Annotated in this window: 15 protein-coding genes; 12 read left to right on the forward strand and 3 right to left on the reverse strand. The window is 49.7% G+C overall.

Going from position 1 to position 15,364, the window contains the following annotated elements:
- The first annotated feature begins 13 nt into the window (after positions 1–13).
- Positions 14–907, forward strand: a complete 894-nt coding sequence (locus tag SPIBUDDY_RS02185; protein ID WP_013606125.1) for an AraC family transcriptional regulator — start codon at positions 14–16, stop codon at positions 905–907.
- On the opposite strand, the gene SPIBUDDY_RS02190 is transcribed toward SPIBUDDY_RS02185, so the two are convergent.
- The gene (locus SPIBUDDY_RS02190) at positions 888–1,970 is read right to left on the reverse strand and encodes a phosphotransferase enzyme family protein (RefSeq protein ID WP_013606126.1); all 1,083 of its coding nucleotides are present in this window, start codon (positions 1,968–1,970) and stop codon (positions 888–890) included. The genes SPIBUDDY_RS02185 and SPIBUDDY_RS02190 overlap by 20 nt on opposite strands.
- A 96-nt stretch (positions 1,971–2,066) precedes the next feature.
- Between SPIBUDDY_RS02190 and SPIBUDDY_RS02195 the strand changes: the two genes are divergently transcribed.
- The 11 genes from SPIBUDDY_RS02195 to SPIBUDDY_RS02240 all read left to right on the forward strand — a co-directional run bounded on the left by SPIBUDDY_RS02195 (position 2,067) and on the right by SPIBUDDY_RS02240 (position 12,960).
- Positions 2,067–3,086: a LacI family DNA-binding transcriptional regulator gene (locus SPIBUDDY_RS02195; RefSeq protein ID WP_013606127.1), complete on the forward strand. Its 1,020-nt coding sequence runs from the start codon at positions 2,067–2,069 to the stop codon at positions 3,084–3,086.
- A 33-nt stretch (positions 3,087–3,119) separates the two neighbouring features.
- Positions 3,120–4,400, forward strand: coding sequence for an ABC transporter substrate-binding protein (locus tag SPIBUDDY_RS02200; RefSeq protein WP_013606128.1), 1,281 nt, complete (start codon positions 3,120–3,122; stop codon positions 4,398–4,400).
- Positions 4,401–4,455: 55 nt separating this feature from the next.
- Positions 4,456–5,367 carry a carbohydrate ABC transporter permease gene (locus SPIBUDDY_RS02205; protein ID WP_013606129.1) on the forward strand — a complete coding sequence of 304 codons (912 nt, stop codon included), beginning with the start codon at positions 4,456–4,458 and terminating at the stop codon, positions 5,365–5,367.
- 3 nt (positions 5,368–5,370) lie between these two features.
- Positions 5,371–6,228: a carbohydrate ABC transporter permease gene (locus SPIBUDDY_RS02210; protein ID WP_013606130.1), complete on the forward strand. Its 858-nt coding sequence runs from the start codon at positions 5,371–5,373 to the stop codon at positions 6,226–6,228.
- A gap of 13 nt (positions 6,229–6,241) precedes the next feature.
- Positions 6,242–7,762: a sulfatase-like hydrolase/transferase gene (locus tag SPIBUDDY_RS02215; protein WP_013606131.1), complete on the forward strand. Its 1,521-nt coding sequence runs from the start codon at positions 6,242–6,244 to the stop codon at positions 7,760–7,762.
- Positions 7,763–7,963: 201 nt separating this feature from the next.
- Positions 7,964–9,448 (forward strand): hypothetical protein, encoded by a 1,485-nt coding sequence (locus SPIBUDDY_RS02220; RefSeq protein ID WP_013606132.1) that lies wholly within the window; start codon positions 7,964–7,966, stop codon positions 9,446–9,448.
- A gap of 41 nt (positions 9,449–9,489) precedes the next feature.
- Positions 9,490–9,687, forward strand: coding sequence for a hypothetical protein (locus SPIBUDDY_RS16125; protein WP_155816034.1), 198 nt, complete (start codon positions 9,490–9,492; stop codon positions 9,685–9,687).
- A gap of 114 nt (positions 9,688–9,801) precedes the next feature.
- On the forward strand, positions 9,802–10,830 hold the full coding sequence (locus tag SPIBUDDY_RS02225; protein ID WP_013606133.1) for an IS1/IS1595 family N-terminal zinc-binding domain-containing protein: 1,029 nt from the start codon (positions 9,802–9,804) through the stop codon (positions 10,828–10,830).
- A 5-nt stretch (positions 10,831–10,835) separates the two neighbouring features.
- Positions 10,836–11,801: an SPASM domain-containing protein gene (locus SPIBUDDY_RS02230; RefSeq protein ID WP_041380510.1), complete on the forward strand. Its 966-nt coding sequence runs from the start codon at positions 10,836–10,838 to the stop codon at positions 11,799–11,801.
- Entirely contained in the window at positions 11,798–12,406 is a 609-nt protein-coding gene (locus SPIBUDDY_RS02235) for a chromate transporter (RefSeq protein WP_245523798.1), read from the forward strand. The genes SPIBUDDY_RS02230 and SPIBUDDY_RS02235 overlap by 4 nt, the downstream gene beginning before the upstream one ends.
- Positions 12,403–12,960 (forward strand): chromate transporter, encoded by a 558-nt coding sequence (locus SPIBUDDY_RS02240; protein WP_013606135.1) that lies wholly within the window; start codon positions 12,403–12,405, stop codon positions 12,958–12,960. The genes SPIBUDDY_RS02235 and SPIBUDDY_RS02240 overlap by 4 nt, the downstream gene beginning before the upstream one ends.
- Before the next feature lie 8 nt (positions 12,961–12,968).
- On the opposite strand, the gene SPIBUDDY_RS02245 is transcribed toward SPIBUDDY_RS02240, so the two are convergent.
- Both SPIBUDDY_RS02245 and SPIBUDDY_RS02250 read right to left on the reverse strand, forming a co-directional pair.
- Positions 12,969–13,628 carry a DUF4386 family protein gene (locus SPIBUDDY_RS02245; protein WP_013606136.1) on the reverse strand — a complete coding sequence of 220 codons (660 nt, stop codon included), beginning with the start codon at positions 13,626–13,628 and terminating at the stop codon, positions 12,969–12,971.
- Positions 13,629–13,869: 241 nt separating this feature from the next.
- A complete protein-coding gene (locus SPIBUDDY_RS02250; RefSeq protein ID WP_013606137.1) occupies positions 13,870–15,180 on the reverse strand; it encodes an AAA family ATPase in 1,311 nt (436 codons plus the stop codon).
- Positions 15,181–15,364: the final 184 nt, after the last annotated feature.

Genomic DNA, 15,364 nt, shown 5'->3' on the forward strand with positions numbered 1-15,364 from the left:
AAGGAGTAGTGCCATGAGCGATGAAGAGTTGTTGATCAAGGCTGCAAGGTTTGTAGGGCTGGACGGTGTGAAGAAGTCTGCCATCGACCTTGCTCTTTCCTATTGCGGAATCCAACAGTGTTCACCGCTTCACAACAATGGTCCGGAGATACGGGATACCAGCTTTATCCATATTGTGAGCACCGGCAAAGGCGTGCTGAAAATGGACGGCAAGGAGTATCACCTGCAGAGCAATCAGGCATTTCTTATTCCTAGTGGAGTGAGTGCGCAGTATACCGCCGACAAGGACGACCCCTGGCACTACATGTGGGTGGGTTTTTCAGGGCTGATGAGTGAAGAGAGCATGGCCATGGCTGGGTTCAGCAGGGAACATCCCGTTCGCAGTGTGCTCAACGAACAGCTTTTGCTCCAGGATATCGAAGGCATGATTGAAACCTATCACCTCACATTCACCAATGAACTGCGCCGAAACGGGTGTTTTTTTCACTTCATCTCCCATCTGATCGAGGACTACCAAGCACAGGGCTCGCTTGTCGGAGAAAGCAGCCTGCAATGTGCCCAGTATGCCCGTAACGCCTACCATTTCATTATGGAACATTTCAGCGAACCGATAAAAATCCAGGAGTTGGCAGAGCAGTTCGGGGTGAGTCGGAATTATCTGTATGCATGCTTTAAGGAGGTGTACAAGGTATCGCCGAAGCAGTTCCTCAATGCCGTACGGATGGAACATGCTTCCAGCTTGCTGCTCTCAAAGTATCTGTATGTATCGCAGGTTGCCCATCAGGTGGGATTCGACGATGAGCTGGCTTTCTCAAAAGCTTTCAAGGAATTCCATGCTCTTTCTCCCACCGATTTCAGAAAACAACTGCGTTCACACGCTACGAAGCCTATACCAAGTCCCTCGTAATCTGCTTCCACTTGCGGTCCATATCCTGCATCAACGCAATCTGGGTTCTGGTGCGGTCGAGGTTGTGACTGGTGTGCTCGATATGATAGTAGACATCACCGTTGAGGTAATCGGTTAGGAAGCGGACGCCCATAATCTGGGTGGTGGCCCGTCCCGACTCTGCAATAAGGCTTTTCTCGGTATCTGTCAGGAAGCTGTCGGCAACCGAACGGTAGCCTTTGACCATCTGGACAAACAGATTGCTATCGCAGCCTACCTTGGCCAGGTCCTGCTCGTCTTCGCTTGCAGTTATGCTGCCGGTTCTGAGCATGTCTCCGGTGTCGAAGAGAATGGTTCCGCTCATCACCGTATCAAGATCGATCACGCAAAGTCCTTCACCGGTGTTCTGATCGAAGAGCACGTTGTTGATCTTTGTGTCGTTGTGCGTCACCCGAAGCGGTACCTGTTTCGACTCGAGTGCGTTGGTGAGGGCCATGCCGCGTTCTTCATTGTCGAAGAAGAACGCTACTAGATCTGTCACTTCGTGAAGCCTTCCAGCCTTGTTGTCCGCAATCGCCTGTCTGAGTTGGCTGTAGCGGCTTCCCATGTGGTGGAACTTGGCAATCGTGGTATGAAGCTGGTCGGCAGGAAAATCAGAAAGATGCTTCTGAAAGGTCCCTACCGCCTCACCGAACCGGAATGCAAGGCCTGCATTGTCGAGGAAGGGGTAGGTGTTCACCCCATCGATGAAATGATAGGTTCTCCACAGGTTCTGTTCGTCGTCATATGCATAGAATCCACCTTGCTTGGTCTGTACGAGCTTGAGGCACCGTTTGTCCAGATCAGGCAGGTGTTCAAGCTTTGACTGGATATGCCCAGTCACTTTTTGGATGTTCTGCATTACCTCTTCGGGGCGCGTAAAAACAGCATCATTGAGCTTCTGATGGGTATACTTATGAAGCGTTCCCTTATGCTCAAAGGTGGAGATGAAGGTGCTGTTTATGTGTCCTTCTTTATTGGCCTTAACCTTCTTCAATTCACCTTCAATGGCGAACAGAGCGATTATGTCTGTAATATCCTGCATGGTGCTCTTCCTTGATGATTACATTTTCCTTGACAGAATAGCACACCTATCTTATCCTAGCAATGTACACAGGTGTGTATAATGGTGGAATTGTGTATGGACAGCAAGAAAGATCTTCGAACCATAACGCGTAAGGACATTGCCATCGAAGCCGGGGTGACGGAGACCATTGTCTCCTACGTCATCAACGGGAACCGCTATGTAAAGGAAGAGAAGCGAAAGAAAGTGGAGGAGGCGATTGCCAGACTCAACTATCGGCCCAATACCATGGCTCGTGCCCTGAAAGGCAAGAAATCGAACCATATCCTCTTTATTGCCGACGATATCAAGGGCGAATACTTCGGTAAGCTCATCAGTGAAATCGACACTCTTGCCTACACAGAGGACTACTTCATCACGCTGTGCGCCGACCATCAGGACGAGGACTTTGTGAATAGGATCTACTCCAAGTTCTTCGACGGAATCGTCATCGGTTCGGCCTCCTTTCCCCTGTATAACATCCAGCGTCTCATCGATGCCCATATTCCGATTGTGCTCTTGGAAATCCGCGACTACAGCTCCATCACCGGTGTGTATGGACTGATAAATACCGGCCTGTATGAGGGGTCACGCCGCGTGGTGAGGACGTTGTACGAGAGGGGTAAACGCAAGCTGTTGTTTTTGGACCGTATCAGCAGCTCGGGGGTTTGGAGCAACCTGGATGACTGGCGTCTTAAGGGCTTTACCGACCAATGTAGTGTCTACAACCTCGAACCGGTAATCGTCAGTGGATGCAGCAGCGAGGATGAATTGAGTGCCAAACTTTTCGATTTGCTTTCCTCAGGCTATGTACCGGACGGAATCTTCGGACGAAACGACCAGATTGCCTTGGTGGGGATGCAGGCATGCCAAAAGATGGGATACAAGGTACCCCAGGATATCGCAGTTATCGGCTTCGACAATACCCGGCTTTGCCGTTTTTCCTCCCCGACGCTCACCTCGGTGGAGATAGAGCAAAAGGAAGTCGCCCGATGCGTGATGGAGATGATGATGAGCCTCATAGACAACAGCTCTTCGTTCGAGAAGCGTTTGGAAGTCTATTTGGATACGAAAATGGTTATGCGCGAAAGCGTATAAATGGCTATGTACACAAAAAGGGAGTTTGAGAACATGAAGAAAATCGTAGTGTTTCTGTTGGTGCTTGCAATGGTGTCTGCTTCTGTGTTTGCAGCAGGAAAGACTGAAGTCGCCCCCTCCGGTCCGGTGACCCTCAAGGTGGCAAACTATGCTCTGCTGGAAGGCGGATATGAACCGTTCTGGAAGCAGGTGAAAGTGGATTTCGAGGCTGCCAATCCCGATATCACCATCGAGTGGGTGACCGCCCCGTATGGAGAGATCGTGAATCAGGTGGTGAACATGGCTGGCGGCGGCAACAAGGTCGACGTCATCTTCGGTGAGATCGACTGGGTTCCCGGTCTTGTCGATGCAGGCCTGGCCGCCCCGGTACGGGATATTCTTCCCGCAGCCTTTGTCGACGATTTCTATCCCGATGTGCTGAAGTCCTTCGAAGTGGGTGGCAAGCCGTATGGCATTCCGTTGTATGTCTCACCGTATGTGCTCTATTACAACAAGAACCTCTTTACCCAAGCAGGGCTCGATGCGAACAAGCCGCCCAAGACGTATGATGAGATGCTCTCCTATGCCCAGAAGCTTTCACTGTTGAAGGATGCGAAGGGCAACAAGGTCTATGCTTTTGGCCAAACCACCGCTTCGGTGCCGGTATCGGGAGCTTCTTTGACTGCCATGGTCTTCAATTTCGGCGGCCAGGTGCTCGATGCCCAGGGAAAACTTGCGGTGGACAACCAAGGCTTCAAGGATGCCTTTACCATGGTGCAGAAGCTCGACCAGCTGGGGTACAATCCGCAGAATGCGAAGCTCAAGGACCTCAGAAACCTCTTCGCCCTTGGTCAGCTTGCGATGTACTACGACCAGAGCTGGGGTTTCAACGGTGTAAAGTCGATCAATCCTGATGCGATCAACTTCACCGCCTCTGCAGAGCCTCTGAAGGGTGGAAGTGGAGCCGGTGCAAGCCTGTTGCAGGCTCATTGCTTCATCCTTGTTGACAATGGCGATGCCAGAAAGGCAGCCCTTTCCAAGTTTGTTGAGTTCGTGATCAGCGAACAGACCCTCAGTACGTACCTGCGGGACCTCACCCCTGCATATCCTGCCAAGAAGTCGATGGCAACTATGGAGAGTGTGGTGAACAACGGTATTCTCAAGGGTGCTTCAGCGGCAGCCGGCAGGGTGCAGGTTCAGTCGTTCATCCCCAGGATCAGCGATCTCAATCTCGAACTGTGTTCCCTTGCCCAGGCAGTGACGGTTGGCAAGATGGATGTTGCTGCTTCCATCGAGAAGTTCAAGAACACGGCAAGTGTTAAGATTTCCAAGTAACAAGTAAGTAATGTGTTGTGGGAGCCGGTTTTCCGGCTCCCTTGGTAGGAGCAGTATGAAAAGCAGAACCTTGCAGCGATCGAGAGCCGACTTGCTCTTTTCGTTCATTCTCGATATCCCGGCCTTGCTGATGACAGTGTTGTTCATCATCGTTCCCATTATTGATTCGGTGATCAAAAGCTTTCAGGATTATGGGGTGCGGAACATCATCAGCAAAAAGCCCGGAGTCTGGAATGATTTTGCCAACTATGTGTATCTGGCAAAGACCGATGGTTTTTTGATGGCGAGCATCCATACGTTCAGTTTTGTGCTGGGCGTGGTGTTGCTGCAGTTTCTGCTTGCCCTGCTGCTCGCCTTGATTCTGAATACCGAGATCAAGGGTGCAAGACTGCTCAGAAGCGTCATGATGACTCCCTGGGTGGTCCCCACCGTGATCTCAGCCCTTATATGGATGTGGCTTTTTCAACCCCAATATGGGTTTATTAAATACTTGGTCAATCTTGTTACCTTTGGAAACGTGCATGACTTCGCCATGCTCAACAATCCCCGGACTGCTCTTGCAGGCGTAGGTATCGCAGCCTTGTGGAAACAGATTCCCCTTATGTCCCTGTTGCTGTTGGCGGGGCTTCAGAGTGTGCCGCAAGAGATCAACGAGGCAGCAATGATCGATGGGGCGAATAAATTCAGGCGCTTTGTCTCGGTAACCTTGCCCTACCTCAGCCCGGTGATAAAGGTGAGCATTTCCATGGCTATCATCGAGAACTTCAAGCAATTCCCGCTCTTTTGGACCATGACCGGAGGAGGACCGAACAACGCTACCACAACGCTGGCAGTACTCAGCTACCGCGAGGCGTTTGTATCGATGAATCTGGGATCGGGGGCTGCAGTGACCACGCTATGGATGCTCATGATGGTGTTGGTGGTCTTCTTCTACAACCGGGTCTTCCGGGTGCAGGATTTGGGGTAAGCTATGGCAAATACATCTTCGCTCAACCATGATTCTCGGCTGTTTACCCTGGCCAAGTACCTGCTGCTGGTCAGTATTTTGCTCTTTTTGCTGTTCCCCCTCTACTGGGTGCTGGTCACCTCGTTCAAGACGAATATGGAGGCATACCAGTATCCTCCTACGTTCTTTCCGCACAAGCCGGTGCTCGATAGCTTTATCAAGCTCTTCACCCAGCACAACCAATTCTTTGTCTATTATCAGAACAACCTGATCGTTTCGGCCGCTGTGGCGTTGTTGTGCTGCATATTTGCCATTTTTGCAGGGTACTCGCTTGCCCGGTTCAAGAATCGGTGGAACCAAGCTTTCTTTGCCCTGCTGCTGGTCAGCCAGATGTTTCCGGTTATCAGTCGGATGATCAGCTTGTATGCGATCATGGGCAAATTGGGCATTATCAACACCCTTGGCGGCTTGATGTTCGCCCTGCTGGCAGCCCAGGTGCCGTTCTGCATCATTCTGATGGCTAGCTTTTTTGCCAACATCCCTACCGAGATTGAGGAAGCTGCTTTTGTCGATGGGGCGGGGAGGTGGAGAATTCTCTTTACCATTGTCACCCCTTTGGTGAAGTCCGGCTTGCTTGCAGTCGGGATTTATGCTTTTTTGATGACCTGGGACGACTATCTGCATGCTGCCACCCTCATTCAGGCTGACAACCTGCGTACGCTCTCGGTGGGTATTGCCCTTCGTTACTTGGGAGAACTCTCCTACGATTGGTCGCTGGTGAATGCGATTTCCATTATTGGGACGATTCCTGTAGTCTTACTGTTCTTCTTCTTCCAAAAATATATGATCAAGGGCCTGGTAGCCGGTGCGGTGAAGGGCTGAGATGGAGTATTCAATGCCAAGACAAGTTGTGTTCATTATGACCGATACCACCCGTAAGGATATGCTGGGTTGCTATGGGGACAGTCGTATGCAGACGCCCAATCTCGATCGTCTTGCCGATCAGGGCTTGCGCTACGAGCAGGCGTATTGCTGTCAGCCGGTCTGCGGTCCGGCTCGTTCAGCGTTGTTTACCGGGACTTTCCCTCATTCCAATGGGGTGTTTTCGAACAATCTCCCGTTGGGAGACAATGTGAAGACGCTGGGACAGCGGCTTTCGGACAACGGTATCCAGGCAGCGTTTACGGGCAAGTGGCACCTCGACGGAGGTGATTATTTCGGCTTGGGTCGCTGTCCAGATGGCTGGGATTCTGCTGTTTGGTACGATATGCACAACTACCTCGAGGAGCTTTCCGTCGAAGAAAGGCTTCGCTCACGCAAGTCGGAGACCGCCTACGATGAGACGTGGGGGTCTGAGATGACGTATGCCCACCGGGTTTCTGACAAGGCAATCGGGTATTTGGCCGAGCATGAGGGAGAGGACTTCTTCCTTGCTGTCTCGTATGACGAACCGCACGGCCCGTTTATTTGCCCGCCCCCCTTCAATACGATGTACGACGGATTCTCCTTCGAGGATAATCCCACGTTCCATGACACCTTGGATGCGAAGCCGATGCTCCAGCGCCTGTGGTCCGGTGATGACCTGACAAAGAGTCCTGAGGCGTTGCATGCCCCTTCGAAAATGCTGTCACTGTATTTGGGATGCAACAGCTTTGTCGACCACCAGATCGGCAGGGTGCTGAACGAGGTCTATCGTCTGGCTCCGGATGCTTTGGTGATTTTCACTTCCGACCATGGGGATATGCTGGGGTCACACCGCCTCCAGGCCAAGAATGCAGCATTCTACAAGGAAATAACCAACATTCCGTTCATCGTTAAGCCGGGTAGGGGGCATGAGGGCAACCAACAGGTGGTGGTCCATCATCCGGCAAGCCACATCGATGTGACTCCTACGGTGTTGGACTACTTTGGCATTCCGCTTCCCAAGCTGCTTGAGGGGACGAGCATGTTGCGCCAGTTCGAAAACCCCGAGGTTCGGATCAATGAGCAGGTGTACTGTGAGTTCACCCGTTATGAAGTCGACCACGATGGCTTTGGGGGACTGCAGATGATGCGTTCTGTCACCGATGGACGCCACAAGCTCACGATTAACCTGATGGATAGTGACGAGCTCTATGACTTGGCCTCTGATCCGCACGAGGTAGTGAACCTAATTCATGATGCACAGTACGCGGCCCTGAGGAACAGGCTGCATGATCTCCTACTAGAGCATATGGACCAGAGTCGGGATGTCTTTCGCGGGTATCAGTGGGTTGCCAGACCTTGGAGAGGGGACCGCTCTGCAAGTTGGCAGAATAGCGGTAAGACGCGCCAGCGGGAGAACGAGGAGTACGAGAGCCGCCAGTGGGATTACGACACCGGCCTTCCCATGGAGAGCGCAGTGCGGGGCAAGAAGCTCTACGATGTAAAGAAGTAATACAAGGTTGTGACAAAGCAAACTGAGAAGGACCGGCTGGATAGGTTGAGAGAACCCTATCTGGTGAAGTACTTGCTGTGAATCAAGTACCCTGCTGATTGTCATATTCTCTTTTTCTTCCTACACTGTCGCTATACAGTATTTGGGTTTTGTTTGGTTGTAAGGAAGCGCGGCAGCTTTCCTGTCGCAAAGGACCCTAAAATGAAACGAACCAGTCTAGCACGCACAATCTCTCTCGTGCTTCTTCTCTCTTTTTTGTTTTTCAGTTGTGCAACCCCGATGGAACAGCAAGTTGTTCCGCCGATTCCAGCAGAACCTGTTGAGGTTGTTGCCCAGCCCGAGGCTGTGGTAGTTGAGGAACCAAAACTTGCCGTTGCTACCATTGAAATGCCTCCCCGATATATGAAATATCCGCCCGTAGTTCGGTATGGTGAAGTGATCGGCCTGGTCAATGAGACCGGGTATTCGATCAAGAGTTTCGATCTCTTCAACGACTGGATGTATCTGGAGAGTACAATTAAGATAAACATGCTCTCAGAAGACCTTGGCGATGGGCAGCGGATAATCATCCACCTTGCGCAGTATCCTGAACTCTCTGAGGAGCTTCAGAAGCGTGACGGCTCCACTTTCTCATTCAATGCAAGTGATTGGGATGAAGACCTGTATTGGGGAGAGTGGAATCCAGGTGAGGATGCCTGGAACTTGGTACTTACTGCCGATCACATGCTCAGCGTTACTCCAGACTTGGACATTGAGGCTTTCGGACCCTCGTTAGTCATAGCCAACCAGAGCGGGTACAGCTTTGAGCGGCTGTATATTGAGAGAAAGAGCCCCAATGAGATGGATGGGAGTGAAATCAATTTGCTCGGGGAGCAATTGCTCCCCAGTGGACATCTCGCCCGCATTAAGACTGAGGAGCTTGCTCACTTGCAGGAGTTCTTGACCTTCGATGCCTATGCAACACTTACGATAACTGCCTACGATACCGATGGGGATCGCTATACCTTGCTTTGGCATCCCACTACCGACGCTTGGTTCATCGCGCTCACCTTGGCTGAGTTGCAGTGGCCGGAGGGCGATCAATTCTACCTGACGGTGGAAAACCAGACCGGTCAGACGCTGTGGTACTTGTATGCTGTCCCCGACTCGTATTTCCAAGAGGGCGAGTATGGTTCAGACCTTCTTGACTGGGATCTGATTTACGACTCGGACGAGCTTACCGTGGACTTGGCTCAGCTCGACTACCTTGCGGACGCCCTCAAAGGAGATAGCGACGAGGTCATCCACATCGTTGCCAAGGATGCCAACGATGTTCTCTACCATAAGGAGTATTATCCTAATCAGGACATTGCTTATATTGTGTTTGAGGCAGAAGAACTCCTACAAGAAGGGGAGAGCCTTTCTCTGTACAACGACACCCCTTCAGACCTCTGGTTCCTGTATTTGTCCACCGATGAGATAGTGGATGAGGGCGACCTAGGTAGAGACCTGCTTCGTGATGAAATTTGGGAGATGCAGGAAGAGTTCACCTTCAAAGTCAGCCCTTCCCTGGTGGAAAAACATCCGGTACTCCATCTCTATGCATATGATTATTTGGACAATGTCTACCATAAGACATGGAAGGTCGGTGATGGCTGGGCTCTCACATTCAATGCGGAGGATTTGAGTGAGACAGCTCCCCTGTAAGGCCGCTTGCGAAGAATTCCGATACAGGGTATACACAGCATATGGATACGCATAGACCACAGCTGACGATGATGATCAAACCAGCGTCAGCTGCCTGCAACCTTGCCTGTGACTACTGCTTCTATGTAGATACCGCCCATCATCGTGAACTGGGTGTGCTTCCTCTGATGAACAGTGAGGTAGCTGATGCTATCATTCAAAAAATCCGTATTTGCACACGGGAGCTGACCAGTGAATAGGAAGGGACGCCGAATCATGGTAGAATATCCATGAATCCGGCGGAGAGGCTGCATTTGGAGCGTGGTGGCCCTTGATGCAGCTTCAAAGCTTGGTTCTTCAAGAGGCCACCACCTATGAAACCAGATCAGCACAGCACATCCCGGCGTTCCACGCCCTGGGATGAACAAGGAGACATCACTCCTTCCCAGGCTTTCATCAAGCAGCATCATGAGCGTCATTACCATGAGCGGCACCATGCCTTAGCCGAAACAAATGAAGCCGAGTTCCTCAACAGCAAGATTCCTTTTGGTTGCAGGCTGTGCGGATCCAGTGACATTAAGAAGGCCGGACTGTCGGCAAATGGTGTGCAGATGTACCGATGCAATGCCTGCAACAGGAAATTCACCGTGCTTACGGGAACGGTCTTCGACGGGCACAAGATACCAATCAGCGAATGGATAGAGTATCTGTACAACTTGTTTTCCTATGTAAGCCTGCGTGCGGACTCATGGAACAACAAGAACGCCATAACCACGTCCCGATTCTGGCTTGAGAAGGTATTCCTCCTTGTCCAGGAATACCAGGAGGGCATCGTCCTCGAGGGTGAGGTGACCCTTGATGAGACCTTCTATTCCGTACGCACCTCGGATCTGGTCATGCAGGAAGGAAAGAAGCTGAGAGGCATATCGAGAAACCAGATCTGCATCGGCGTCGCCTGCGACTCCCATCATGTTTTCTGCACATTGGAGGGATACGGAAAGCCAACCCAGAGAAAGGCGTACGAATCCTTCAAGGATCACATCAGGCCTGGTTCGGTGCTCATCCATGACAAGGAAGGCTCCCACAGAAAGCTTGTTGAGGGACTTGGCCTTCAAAGCAGGGCCTACCAGTCGGCAGAGCTTAAGAAGCTCCAAGACAAGGAAAACCCGATGGAACGCGTCAACAGAATCCATTTCTATCTGAAGAGGTTCTTTCTTGCCCATTCCAGCTTCGACAGGGACTCGATTGAAGGCTTCATCAACCTCTTCTCATTCGTGATGAATCCTCCTAAGGAAAAGCTTGAAAAAGTGGATATTTTGATCAATTTGGGAATTGAGTGCTCCCGAAACATCTCATATCGGGAGCTGTTTCTCAAGAAGAAAGCGAATTCTGAAGGTTTCTAGCTCCCGTGTGCAAATACGGATTTTTCATTCAAAAGAGTCTTTCAGAGGCCAAGCATTGCAGTTTTGTCTTCCAGGGTGGTGAACCTACCTTGGCAGGCTTAGGGTTTTTTGAACGGTTTGTAGAGCAGGTTGCTTTGCACAAGAGCGAAGGCCACACGATTACCTATGCGTTTCAGACCAATGGTCTGAAGCTGGATACTCAGTGGGCTCGCTTCTTCAAGGAACACGGTTTTCTGGTCGGTGTCTCCTTCGACGGCAGTCCACGTCTGCATGACCTACACCGCTATGATGCCCACAAGAGGGGTAGCGGCAGGTCGGTTGCTGCAACCATTGCCTTGCTGAAAGCAGAGGGCGTACAGTTCAACGTCCTTTCGGTGGTGACCAATGAGCTGGCCCAGAATATCAAGCAGGCCTATACCTACTTGGTAAACCATGAAGTCTACTACCATCAGTACATTGCCTGCATGGATCCCCTTGATGGTGATAAGAACTATCTTTCCCCTGCAGTATACGCACAGTTCCTCAAGGAGCTGTTTGACCTGTGGTTCGACTCGTGGCAGCAGGGAAAGCCGGTCTCGATCCGGTTTTTCGACAACTTGGTGGGGATGCTTCTCGGCTATCCTCCTGAAAGCTGTGATATGGGCGGGATTTGCTCCGCCAACTATGTAGTGGAGAGCAACGGCAACATCTACCCCTGTGACTTTTACTGTACCGATGATCAAAGCCTTGGAACTATTGTGGAAAACTCCTTTGCAGAACTTGATGCCAAACGCTCAAAGCTTCGGTTCATCGAGGATTCACCCAATCGAACTGATGTGTGTGCAACATGTCAGTGGAGGATGCTCTGCCGCGGTGGTTGCAAACGGTATCGCAGTGAGTCAGGCTACAAGTTCTGCTCTTCGATGCAGGAGTTTTTCCCATATGCGATACAAAGGCTTCAGATGGTTGCCCAAGCGATGAGGAGGTCATGATGAAAGTGGAAATGATCAGGGAGGAGAAAACAAAGCCGCAGATAAACCTTCGGTTTTATCTCAAGCTTTTTTGGACTACCTTCAGCCTCAGCTTGTTCACCTTCGGGGGTGGTTTTGTCATTATCAGTCTGATGCGAAAGAAAATGGTGGTGAAACTCGGATGGATCGATGACGAGCAGATGCTCGATTTCGTCACCATAGCCCAATCCTCACCCGGTCCTATTGCGGTCAATGGTTCGTTGATGGTCGGCTACCATCTTGCCAAAACTGCCGGAGCCTTGGTTGCCGTACTCGGAACCGTGCTTCCTCCCATGATCATCCTTACCCTGGTGAGCCTGGGGTATCAGGCAGTACAGGATAATATTTGGATTGAGGCAGCCTTTCATGGTATGAGACCTGTCGTTGCAGCCATTGTGTTGCAGGTTACCTGGGCATTGTTCAAGCCCTTTCTGCAAAAAAAGAATGTACTGGCCATAGTCCTGTTTGCAATCAGTTTCATTGCATTGTATGTACTGAAGGTCAATATCATGCTGGTCATGGTAGCAATCGTTCTCTTCTCGATTGGAAAAAGCCTGCTTGATCTGAAGAAGGAGGGACGAGAATGAACCTTCTGTTAGCATTGTTTGTCAGTTTTTTCCAAGTAGGATTGTTCAGCATCGGCGGAGGCTATGCAGCCATGCCGCTCATTCAGGCTCAGACGGTAGATTTGCACAGCTGGCTCACGCTTGTGGAATTTGCTAATTTGGTGACCATTGCAGAGATGACCCCCGGTCCCATCGCCATTAATTCTGCAACCTTTGTAGGAATGAAAGTAGCAGGAATCCCCGGGGTGTTTGCAGCCACGCTTGGTAATATTCTTCCCTCGGTAATCATCATGCTCATTCTGGCCAAACTGTACGAGAAGTACAGCAAGCAGACTTTGCTCAAGCGGGTGCTGGAAGGCGTGAGGCCGGTAGTGGTGTCGGCAATCTTTGTTGCAGGCATTTCCCTGTTGCAACTCGCTCTGCTTTCCTTTTCCAAACCCGATTTCTTTGCCGTAGGCGTATTTATTGTCGCCTTTATTGCCTTGAACAACAAGAAGGTTCCGCTAGGTCCCATTATCTTGCTGGTTCTGGGAGCCTTGACGGGAATCGTGCATTATTTGGTGGTTGCGAGCTAACGTTTGTTTTAGCGCATTCGCCCCAGTGGCTTCAGTAGCAGGGCTAGGAAGATCAGCCATGGTATGAGTGAAAGGATGGAGAACACTAAGCCCAGCATTCCTGCTGTCGACGGAATGCTCATCAGAATGCCGCTGACCAGTCCGATGATGCCGATCTTCCTGGGAAGTTCGCTCTTCAATAGGGCATACGAGATGAGAATGAGGCAGATTCCATTGAGGATGTAGTAGGAGTTGAAGGCCGTTCCCCTCCACTGCAGGATGAGTGATTCGGCTATGATCAGCCAGTTCTGTTGTTCTAGAGGCGAAGTGGCCGCCATATACTTTCTCTGTGCTTCCCACAATTCAAAGGCTGGGTTGCTGCTGTAATAGGCGGCGATGCCGATAAAGCCCAAAAGCAGCGCTATCTGCATGAGGGCACGATGTTTTTCTTTCAAGAGCTCATACAATCCCAGGTAGACAAGGGCAACTAGGGCATTGTCGATAAGGTAGAGCAAATCCATTTCTATGAGTCCCAACAGCCAGTTTTTTGCAAACAGGTCGAACCAAAGCTTGGCTGCCGTCGGTGGTTGGTGAAGACTGAAAACAATGATTTGGGTTGGTATAAGCACAAGCATGACAAGGCTTGCGACCGCTGCAGTTTTTCCAAGAATGCGTGGACTACTCTCCATACACTTACTCCCTTGTGTTTAGAAAAGACGATACTGCAGAATACCTGTGTTGTCTAGGTTGCTGACAACATTGACGCTTTCTGAATTGACCTGCATCAAGTGTGTATTCCAATATTGGAAAGAATGCTTGATTACCATGCTCTATCACAATTGTTGATTTTTGATTGCAACCAAACCAGATACCGCTGTTCTGTCTCTCCTTCCACAGAAAAATAGTATTTTCTTGTCTCTTTCCTCAATGTTACACCTCTTGGTTACCTGCAAGCAGGTTTTCCAAGATAGGTGTAAAGTCTACCGATTTGATTGCGCCGTAGCGGTCAACAAAGTAGTTTTTCATGTAATCCTGATTCTTTCTTACTCCTTCTTTGCCTACGGTCCCAAAATCGGAAAGGGCATAAAGGGTGCTGGCATGGGTGGATTCATCACGCTCAATAAACTTAATCTCGTCACGTCTGAATACATTCGAGTTCAAGAATACTGGATTATGGGTGTTGAAGATCAGTTGGGCATGATTGATATTGATTTCATCGTTGTGAAATAAGTTGATGATATTCATCAAAGCCAAAGGGTGAATAGATGCATCGAATTCATCAACGACAAGGGTACCTCCCTCCATCAGTGCTTGAAGAACAAGAGGAAATATATTGATGAACCGTACAGTTCCGTAGGATTCATAGAGTTCAATTGGGATTGCATTCGTTTTCCCTTCTCCCTCAAACAGGGAACAGAGTTTAGCTTCTGTCTGCGATCCTTGGGATACATACGCCAGTGAATTGGCGCTTATGCCAAACTGCTGTGCAGCCTCCTTCAAGGTTTTCTCGATATAGAGAGATTGTTTGTTGCTTGTTATTACGTTCAAGGTATCAGAGCGATAGATTACCAGCAATGATTTTTCCAGCCAGTTGGTGATCAAGTAGACCAGCTTTGCGCTGAACATGGTCTTGAACCCATTCAGCAAAAAGAGCTCCTGAGCATGGAGATTGTTCATGGCCAAGGCTTTCGCCCCTTCTGCATTTGGTACATAGGCGTTGACCAAAAAGGAAGCGATAGGCATGAGATTTCCAATTTCCAAGGTATCGGTCCGGGAAAAGACAAGTTCTTCATTGATATGTAACTGCTCAGATAGAACTCTTCTGGCATGATTTGTTGCGAGAAAGACTCCAAGATCAAGTGAGAGCCTATAGGTAACAAGCATTCCTTTTTCAATAAAACGTAGGCAGAAGGTGACGGGACTGCTTCCCTTTGCATCATTGTTTGGAATCAATTCTAAGTTGGAAGCGGCTGTGTTTGGATGATTCTTGACTTCAACATTTCTGATATGACCACGTAATACGATACTCTTAAACGTCTCCATGGCCCCTAGTATATTGGTTTTTCCTGAAGCATTCGGCCCATATACCACAGCGGAGCAGAGGCCTTTATACGTCTTCTTGCCTGCTGTTTCCGCCAATATACTGTAATCCAATCCCTTCTGTTTAGGCGCAGGAACCAAAGAGAAAATGCATTCGTCTTTGAACGATTTATAGTTGGAAACACTGAACTCTAAAAGCATGTTATCTCCGTTATGTAATAATATTGCAAAATATAGTTATATAGTACGTTAATATGGTTCTCGATGCAATGAAATGCTATTCATGTTGAAGAATTATTGTAAAATTAATAACGAGTAATATTTTAACCTTTCTCTTGACCCTATAGTAACTATAGGCTTTATCGTGAACCCATCACACTAGCGA

The sequence above is a fragment of the Sphaerochaeta globosa str. Buddy genome, from assembly GCF_000190435.1.
GTDB lineage: Bacteria > Spirochaetota > Spirochaetia > Sphaerochaetales > Sphaerochaetaceae > Sphaerochaeta > Sphaerochaeta globosa.

Bases quoted from the DNA above. Each gene is read 5' to 3' on its own strand.
- SPIBUDDY_RS02185 (WP_013606125.1), top strand. From the start codon at position 14: ATGAGCGATGAAGAGTTGTTGATCAAGGCTGCAAGGTTTGTAGGGCTG.
- SPIBUDDY_RS02190 (WP_013606126.1), bottom strand. From the start codon at position 1,970: ATGCAGGATATTACAGACATAATCGCTCTGTTCGCCATTGAAGGTGAA.
- SPIBUDDY_RS02195 (WP_013606127.1), top strand. From the start codon at position 2,067: ATGGACAGCAAGAAAGATCTTCGAACCATAACGCGTAAGGACATTGCC.
- SPIBUDDY_RS02200 (WP_013606128.1), top strand. From the start codon at position 3,120: ATGAAGAAAATCGTAGTGTTTCTGTTGGTGCTTGCAATGGTGTCTGCT.
- SPIBUDDY_RS02205 (WP_013606129.1), top strand. From the start codon at position 4,456: ATGAAAAGCAGAACCTTGCAGCGATCGAGAGCCGACTTGCTCTTTTCG.
- SPIBUDDY_RS02210 (WP_013606130.1), top strand. From the start codon at position 5,371: ATGGCAAATACATCTTCGCTCAACCATGATTCTCGGCTGTTTACCCTG.
- SPIBUDDY_RS02215 (WP_013606131.1), top strand. From the start codon at position 6,242: ATGCCAAGACAAGTTGTGTTCATTATGACCGATACCACCCGTAAGGAT.
- SPIBUDDY_RS02220 (WP_013606132.1), top strand. From the start codon at position 7,964: ATGAAACGAACCAGTCTAGCACGCACAATCTCTCTCGTGCTTCTTCTC.
- SPIBUDDY_RS16125 (WP_155816034.1), top strand. From the start codon at position 9,490: ATGGATACGCATAGACCACAGCTGACGATGATGATCAAACCAGCGTCA.
- SPIBUDDY_RS02225 (WP_013606133.1), top strand. From the start codon at position 9,802: ATGAAACCAGATCAGCACAGCACATCCCGGCGTTCCACGCCCTGGGAT.
- SPIBUDDY_RS02235 (WP_245523798.1), top strand. From the start codon at position 11,798: ATGATGAAAGTGGAAATGATCAGGGAGGAGAAAACAAAGCCGCAGATA.
- SPIBUDDY_RS02240 (WP_013606135.1), top strand. From the start codon at position 12,403: ATGAACCTTCTGTTAGCATTGTTTGTCAGTTTTTTCCAAGTAGGATTG.
- SPIBUDDY_RS02245 (WP_013606136.1), bottom strand. From the start codon at position 13,628: ATGGAGAGTAGTCCACGCATTCTTGGAAAAACTGCAGCGGTCGCAAGC.
- SPIBUDDY_RS02250 (WP_013606137.1), bottom strand. From the start codon at position 15,180: ATGCTTTTAGAGTTCAGTGTTTCCAACTATAAATCGTTCAAAGACGAA.